7 protein-coding genes and 1 pseudogene are annotated in these 7,435 nt (G+C 68.6%); 5 read left to right on the plus strand and 3 right to left on the minus strand.

From position 1 onward, the window contains the following. From ACOV8S_RS25665 to trxA, 5 genes and pseudogenes are all read left to right on the plus strand, one after another. Positions 1–621 (plus strand): annotated as a pseudogene (locus ACOV8S_RS25665) (serine/threonine protein kinase); the annotation flags it as partial. 79 nt (positions 622–700) lie between these two features. Next, positions 701–1,414 (plus strand): RNA polymerase sigma factor SigM, encoded by a 714-nt coding sequence (sigM, locus tag ACOV8S_RS25670; protein ID WP_448320610.1) that lies wholly within the window; start codon positions 701–703, stop codon positions 1,412–1,414. A gap of 611 nt (positions 1,415–2,025) precedes the next feature. After that, positions 2,026–2,313: a hypothetical protein gene (locus tag ACOV8S_RS25675; protein WP_448320611.1), complete on the plus strand. Its 288-nt coding sequence runs from the start codon at positions 2,026–2,028 to the stop codon at positions 2,311–2,313. Positions 2,314–2,474: 161 nt separating this feature from the next. Continuing rightward, positions 2,475–3,446 (plus strand): thioredoxin-disulfide reductase, encoded by a 972-nt coding sequence (gene trxB, locus ACOV8S_RS25680; protein WP_382553416.1) that lies wholly within the window; start codon positions 2,475–2,477, stop codon positions 3,444–3,446. Positions 3,447–3,481: 35 nt separating this feature from the next. Continuing rightward, positions 3,482–3,814, plus strand: coding sequence for a thioredoxin (gene trxA, locus ACOV8S_RS25685; RefSeq protein WP_351113741.1), 333 nt, complete (start codon positions 3,482–3,484; stop codon positions 3,812–3,814). A gap of 110 nt (positions 3,815–3,924) precedes the next feature. On the opposite strand, the gene ACOV8S_RS25690 is transcribed toward trxA, so the two are convergent. The 3 genes from ACOV8S_RS25690 to ACOV8S_RS25700 form a co-directional block, all read right to left on the minus strand. Next, a complete protein-coding gene (locus ACOV8S_RS25690; protein WP_448320614.1) occupies positions 3,925–4,542 on the minus strand; it encodes a GNAT family N-acetyltransferase in 618 nt (205 codons plus the stop codon). Between the two features lie 139 nt (positions 4,543–4,681). Then, on the minus strand, positions 4,682–5,812 hold the full coding sequence (locus tag ACOV8S_RS25695) for a ParB/RepB/Spo0J family partition protein (protein ID WP_448320615.1): 1,131 nt from the start codon (positions 5,810–5,812) through the stop codon (positions 4,682–4,684). After that, entirely contained in the window at positions 5,809–6,945 is a 1,137-nt protein-coding gene (locus tag ACOV8S_RS25700; protein ID WP_448320872.1) for a ParA family protein, read from the minus strand. The genes ACOV8S_RS25695 and ACOV8S_RS25700 overlap by 4 nt, the downstream gene beginning before the upstream one ends. Positions 6,946–7,435 lie beyond the last annotated feature (490 nt).

Genomic DNA, 7,435 nt, shown 5'->3' on the forward strand with positions numbered 1-7,435 from the left:
CCGCTGGACACCAAGACGGGCAAGGCGCTCAAGTGGGCCGTCTCGGCGCTCCTGATCGCCGCTCTCGGCCTCGGCAGCTGGCAGCTCGCGGCCACCTTGCTGGACAAGAAGCAGGAACCGCTCAACACGGTGCCGCAGAACGCGCCGCAGGACGAGAAGCCGAAGGCACCCCTGCCGATAGCCATCAAGGACGCCACCGACTTCGACCCGTTCGGCAGCGACGGCCGCGAGAAGCCCGCGGACATAGGGAAGGTCTACGACAGCGAGTCCGGCACCTACTGGCAGACGGACTACTACTCGGGTGACGCCAAGTTCGGAAACCTGAAGTCGGGAGTCGGAGTCATCCTCGACCTCGGCAAGAAGCAGTCGGTCGGCAAGGTCACCGTCACGTTCGTGGGTGAGACCTCGGTCGAGCTGCGCGCGGCGTCCGGCACGGACGGCGCACAGCCCACCTCCTTCGACGCCTACAAGAAGGTGGCCCAGGGCTCCGGTACGAAGGTCACTCTCACTCCGGGCAAGGATTTCGAGTCCCGCTACCTCCTGGTCTGGCTGACCAAGCTTCCGCCGGAAAGCGCCGGCACTTTCCGCGGCCGGGTGGTCGACATCAAGGTGACCAGCTGACGCGTCGGGAACGGGTCGCCGCCCCGGAAGCCACAGGGTGAGCGGCCACCCCGGGGAGGAACCACAGGGGGAGGGGCGGATGGCGGACGTCGGCGGGTACGGCGGAACGAGCGACCAGGAACTGCTGGACCTCCACCTCCGGGGGGACCCCGACGCCTTCGGCGAACTGGTCCGCCGCCATCGGGACCGGCTGTGGGCGGTGGCACTCCGCACCCTCGGCGACCGGGAGGAGGCGGCCGACGCCGTCCAGGACGCCCTGGTCTCCGCCTACCGCTCCGCGCACACCTTCCGGGGCCACTCAGCCGTCACCACCTGGCTGCACCGCATCACCGTGAACGCCTGCCTGGACCGCCTCCGCAAGGCAGCGACCCGCAGGACGTCACCGGTGGACGACCCGGAGCGCATGGAGCAGCTGCTGGAACCGCACGAGGCGGCCTCCGCCCCGGCCGAGCGCAACGACCTCCAACGGGAACTGGTCGCGGCTCTCGCCACCCTGCCCGCCGACCAGCGCGCGGCCCTGGTCCTGGTGGACATGCAGGGGTATCCCGTCGCGGAGGCGGCGGACATCCTCGACGTCCCCGTCGGCACCGTGAAGAGCCGCTGCGCCCGGGGGAGAGCACGGTTGCTGCCTCTGCTGACCCATCTGCGGCCGTCCCGTGAACGACCAGGACATCCTTCGGGTGAAGGACGGAACCACCCGCCCCGCGCATCCGTCCCACCTGGGGTCTCTGAGAAGCCCCTCACCGGACCCATCGATTCTGCTACCGCGAAGGGCGGAGGTGAACGAACGTGACCGCGACGAAGGACACGGCCGGGCACCCGGACGTCACCGAGATCTCGGACCTGGTGGAGGGCGCCCTCGCGCCCGACCGTACGGAGTCGGTGCGTGGTCACCTCGACGACTGCGTCCTCTGCGCCGACGTCCTCTCTGCGCTGGAGGAGATCCGCTGCGCGCTCGGAACCCTCCCGGGTCCGGTGCGGATGCCCGCCGACGTCTCCGGACGGATCGACGCAGCCCTCGCTGCCGAAGCGCTGTTGAGCGCCTCCGACACCGCGGCTGCCGCAGACCCGGGTGAGCTGCACTCCGGTGCTGTTCGCGCGGCAGATGTTTCACGTGAAACAGAGCGAGATGCGAGCCGGTCCGGCGGGCGGGCTGGAACGCGTCCCTCGAGCCGGAAGCCCGCCGCAGCGGCCGGCCCGAGCCGGCCCGGTGCGGCCCGGTCCCGGACGCGCTCATCCCGCCGTCGACCCCTGATGCTCGGCACCGCCCTCGCGGCCGCTGCGCTCGGCATCGGTGTCTGGGTGACCCAGCCCTTCCAGACGGACACGCCGTCCCCTACGGCAGCCACCTTCTCCGGACAGCCGCTCCAGCAACGAGTGGCAGGCCTCCTCGACGAGGCCGACATGTCCACGCAGTCGTCCTCGCCCCAGCCCAGGACCCTGGGCCGCCCGGCTGTCGACGTCCCTACGTGTATCCGGGCCGGGATCGGCGGCGATGTGGAGGCACTCGCCGCTCAGCGCGGCAGGTTCCAGGAGAAGGACGCCTACCTGGTGGTCCTTCCCGACCCTGCGAAGGACTCCCGCGTGACCGCCTACGTGGTGGACGCTTCGTGCATCACCCAGGCCTCCTCGGGCAAGGAGACCAAGGGAGACGTTCTCCTCCGGCGCTCGTACGCCCGGTCCTCGAACTGACGACGGCCGCTGGATGCCCGCCCTGAGACACTCGCGTGCCCGCGCACAGCGGGGAATGCCCGGCCTCTAGGATCCGTTGGAGTGAGGTGAGAGCACCGAACCAGGCTCACCGCACCAGAAGAGCCCCCTGAAGACGTAGTCCAGAGACGAGGAAACCCGCCGTGAGCGACGTCCGTAACGTGATCATCATCGGCTCAGGGCCCGCCGGCTACACGGCGGCGCTCTACACCGCGCGCGCGTCGCTGAAGCCGCTGGTGTTCGAGGGCGCCGTCACCGCCGGTGGTGCCCTGATGAACACCACCGAGGTCGAGAACTTCCCCGGTTTCCAGACCGGCATCATGGGCCCGGAGCTCATGGACAACATGCGCGCCCAGGCCGAGCGCTTCGGCGCGGAGCTGATCCCGGACGACGTCGTCTCCGTCGACCTGGCCGGTGAGATCAAGACCGTCACCGACACCGCGGGCACGGTCCACCGCGCCAAGGCCGTCATCGTCACCACCGGCTCCCAGCACCGCAAGCTGGGCCTGCCCAACGAGGACGCGCTCTCCGGGCGAGGGGTTTCCTGGTGCGCCACCTGTGACGGCTTCTTCTTCAGGGAGCACGACATCGCCGTGATCGGCGGTGGTGACACGGCGATGGAGGAAGCGACCTTCCTCTCCCGGTTCGCCAAGTCGGTCACCATCGTCCACCGCCGGGACACCCTGCGCGCCTCCAAGGCGATGCAGGAGCGTGCCTTCGCCGACCCGAAGATCCGGTTCATCTGGGACAGCGAGGTCGCCGAGGTGCAGGGCGACGCCAAGCTCTCGGGTCTGAAGCTGCGCAACGTGAAGACCGGCGAGCTTTCGGACCTGGCGGTCACCGGTCTGTTCATCGCCATCGGTCACGACCCGCGTACCGAGCTCTTCAAGGGCCAGCTGGAGCTCGATGACGAGGGCTACCTCAAGGTGGACGCCCCGTCCACCCGCACCAACGTGACGGGCGTCTTCGGCGCCGGCGACGTGGTGGACCACACCTACCGCCAGGCGATCACCGCCGCAGGCACCGGCTGCTCCGCCGCCCTGGACGCCGAGCGTTACCTGGCCTCTCTCTCCGACTCCGAGCAGCAGGCGGAGCCGGAGAAGACCTCGGCCTGATTCCCTTCCCCCCGATTCGCAGTGAGGAGCCCTCAGTGGCTGGCAGCCTGAAGAACGTCACCGACGAGACCTTCGAGGAAGAGGTCTTGAAGAGCGACAAGCCCGTCCTCGTGGACTTCTGGGCCGCTTGGTGCGGCCCGTGCCGTCAGATCGCCCCGTCGCTGGAGGCGATTGCCGCCGAGCACGCCGACAAGATCGAGGTCGTCAAGCTCAACATCGACGAGAACCCGGCGACTGCGGCGAAGTACGGTGTCATGTCGATCCCGACCCTGAACGTCTACCAGGGCGGCGAGGTTGCCAAGACCATCGTCGGCGCCAAGCCGAAGGCGATGATCGTGCGGGACCTCGACGAGTTCATCTCCGAGTGAGGCCATGTTTCACGTGAAACCTCGTTTCACGTGAAACATGCGAGGAGTACGCCGGCGAAGGGCCGACCCGGACGGGTCGGCCCTTCGCCGTTCTCCAGCCCTGCCGCCCTTCAGAGCGGGCGGAGTGCAGGCTCCTTCTGCACGGCACCCAGCAGCCGGTCCAGGGCCATCTCGACGTCCTCCTTCCAGGACAGCGTCGAGCGCAGTTCCAGGCGGAGTCGCGGGTAGGTCGGATGGGAACGGGCCGTCTTGAAGCCGACCGCCAGGAGATGATCCGCGGGGAGCAGACAGGCAGGCTCCTTCCAGCGGGAGTCGCCGAATGCCTCGACCGCTTTGAAGCCCCGTCGCAGCAGATCCTTGGCCACGGTCTGCACCAGGACCCGGCCCAGACCTTGCCCTTGGTACTCGGGAAGGATGAAGGACGTGATCAGTTGGACGGCGTCCGGAGAGACGGGACTGGTGGGGAAGGCCGTGGAACGAGGCACGTAGGCCGGTGGCGCGTAGAGCACGAACCCGGCCGGCACGTCGTCCACGTAGACGAGGCGGCCACAGGAACCCCAGTCCAGCAATACGGCGGAGATCCAGGACTCCTTCTCCCCCTCGGCTGTGCCGTCCTTGAGAGCCGTCTCCCCGCTGAAGGGGTCCAGCTCCCAGAAGACGCACCCCCTGCAGCGCCGCGGTAGGTCCTGGAGATTGTCCAGTGTGAGCGGAACAAGCCGACGCCCCATGAACGCTCTTCCTCGCTTCCTGTGGTCCCACCCTCCACCATGAGGCCCTTATGCCCTCTCCACAAAGCAAAGCGCGGGTCGTGTCCGGAACTAACCGAACATGACCCGCGCTGCCGATCCAGAAGGGGAGGACCGCCGCCTACTCGGCCGGATCTCCGGCGCGCCCGTCTTCCTCGGCGTGGGGCGTCGAGATGTCCTGGAGCATGGGCGCCTCGTCGGGAGCCAGGGTCGTCAGGATGCGCTCGAGGTCCTCCACGGACGCGAACTCGACCGTGATCTTGCCCTTGGTCTTGCCGAGGTCGACCTTGACGCGCGTCTCGAAGCGGTCCGACAGACGGGTGGCGAGCTCGGAGAGAGCCGGCGAGACCTTGGAGCCGGCACGCGGTCCCTTGGCCCGGGCGGGCTTCTCAGGGCCGGTGCCCATCAGCTGGACGATCTCCTCCACGGCACGGACCGACAGTCCTTCGGCGACGATCCGCTTGGCCATCCGGTCCTGCTCCTCCGCGTCCTCGATGGAGAGGAGCGCACGGGCGTGACCTGCCGAGAGCACGCCCGCCGCCACCCGCCGCTGTACGGCAGTGGACAGCTTCAGCAGACGCAGCGTGTTGGAGACCTGGGGACGGGACCGGCCGATCCGGTCCGCCAGCTGGTCATGCGTACACTCGAAGTCCTTGAGGAGCTGGTCGTAGGCGAAGGCCTCCTCCAGCGGGTTCAGCTGGGCGCGGTGGAGGTTCTCCAGCAGGGCGTCGAGGAGAAGCTTCTCGTCCTCGGTCCCGCGGACAATTGCGGGGATCGCCTCCAGGCCGGCCTTGCGGCTGGCCCGCAGACGGCGCTCGCCCATGATGAGCTCGTAGCGCCCCGCCCCTGTCTGCCGGACCACCACGGGCTGCAGCAGGCCGACCTCCTTGATGGAGGTGACCAGCTCCGCCAGTGCGTCCTCGTCGAACTCCTTGCGGGGCTGCCGAGGGTTGGGCGTGATGGCGTCCAGCGGGAGTTCGGCGAAGTACGCGCCCACCGGGGGAGCCGGCAGCTCGGAACCCGACCCCGCAGCGTAGTCCTCCTCCCGAAGGGCCGCCGGCAGGGACGCCAGCTTGGCCGCAGGAACACCGCGCTCTCCGGCAGAACCCGGGACGGTCGGAACCGTCTGGGTCGCCGTGCCCGCAGAGGCCGGAGCGGTCGTCCCGGGTCCACCGACCGGCCTGTCCCCCGTCGGCGCTGCGGGGATCAGTGCGCCAAGCCCGCGGCCCAGCCCTCTGCGTCGTTCACTCACTGGATCCCCTCCACCATGTTCTGTCCGCTCATCATCTGACCGTCCGCGACCTGACCGCCCTGCGGCTGCCCACCGGGCAGCTGCCCCGCCGCAGCGCCCGTGTGGGCCTGCGAGCCGTCGTAGCGGATACCCACGCCCCGGAGTGCGAGTTCCCGGGCCGCCTCCAGGTAGGAGAGGGCACCACTCGAACCAGGATCGTAGGTCAGAACCGTCTGCCCGTAACTGGGGGCCTCGGAGATCCGGACCGAGCGCGGAATGCTGGTGCGCAGCACCTCCTCACCGAAGTGGGTACGCACCTCTTCGGCGACCTGGGATGCCAGGCGCGTTCGGCCGTCGTACATGGTGAGCAGGATCGTCGAGACATGCAGGGTCGGGTTCAGGTGGCCCCGGATCAGCTCGACGTTCCTCAGCAGCTGCCCCAGACCCTCCAGCGCGTAGTACTCACACTGGATCGGGATCAGCACCTCCGCACCGGCCACCATCGCGTTGACGGTCAGCAGACCCAGGGACGGCGGGCAGTCGATGAGGACGTAGTCCAGCGGCTGCTCGTAGGCCTGGAGCGCACGCTGCAGGCGGCTCTCACGGGCGACCAGAGAAACCAGCTCGATCTCGGCGCCGGCCAGGTCGATGGTGGCGGGCGCACAGAAGAGCCCCTCCACGTCCGGTACCGGCTGCACCACTTCGGAGAGAGGGCGGCTGTCCACCAGGACGTCGTAGATCGAGGGGACCTCGGCGTGGTGGTCGATCCCCAGCGCGGTCGAGGCGTTGCCCTGGGGGTCGAGGTCGACCACCAGGACGCGGTTCCCGTGCAGCGCCAACGAGGCAGCGACGTTGACCGTCGTGGTGGTCTTTCCGACGCCGCCCTTCTGGTTGGCGACCACGATGATCCGGGTCTGCTCAGGACGGGGCAGACCTTCCCCGGCAGCGCGCCCCATGGCGTCCACCGCCTGCTGGCTGGCGTGTCCCATAGGGGTGTCGTCCATGGGGGGCGGTGTTTCACGTGAAACATCGTCCCCCTGCGACTCGGTGCGGGGACCGGGGACCGGATCGGTCATCGGTCCCGCGATGTTGGCGTCGGACCGCAAGGATTCACTCTCCTCGACTTCAGGCTCTCTATACACAGAGCGTCCCATGCCTTTGGGGGTGCGAACCAGTGAGGTCGGTCGTTCTGTGGAGAAATCCGCCTCTGTGGACAACTTGTCGCCCTGGGCAGGTGAACCGCTGGAGGGCTTCCGGAGAGAGGTGGCGGGCTTGCGGTCGCGCGGTTCGGCGGCGGCGTGGCTGCGGCCGATGACGCCTTGCAGGAGTGAGCGACGTTTCACGTGAAACAACGATGCCGAGGACGAGGCCGACGGGCCCTCCGACACTCCGGGCGGTGGGAACGTGGGGCCTGCGTCAACCAGGGTGGAGTACCGGGCGGACACGGCAGTGAACTACCGGCGGGCACCTGAAGGAGGCCCGCCGGACGTGCGGCGCCGCGCCGCGGACCGGGCGGACTAACTGATCGTTTCAGAATGAGTTTGGCTCACAGGCTTGGCAGTTGGGCTGGTGGACGGCAGAGTTCTGAGTGTGTCGGATGATCTTGTGCCTGATGACCTGTGGGATCGTGTTGCTCCGCTGCTC

It is taken from the genome of Streptomyces sp. CO7, assembly GCF_053474865.1.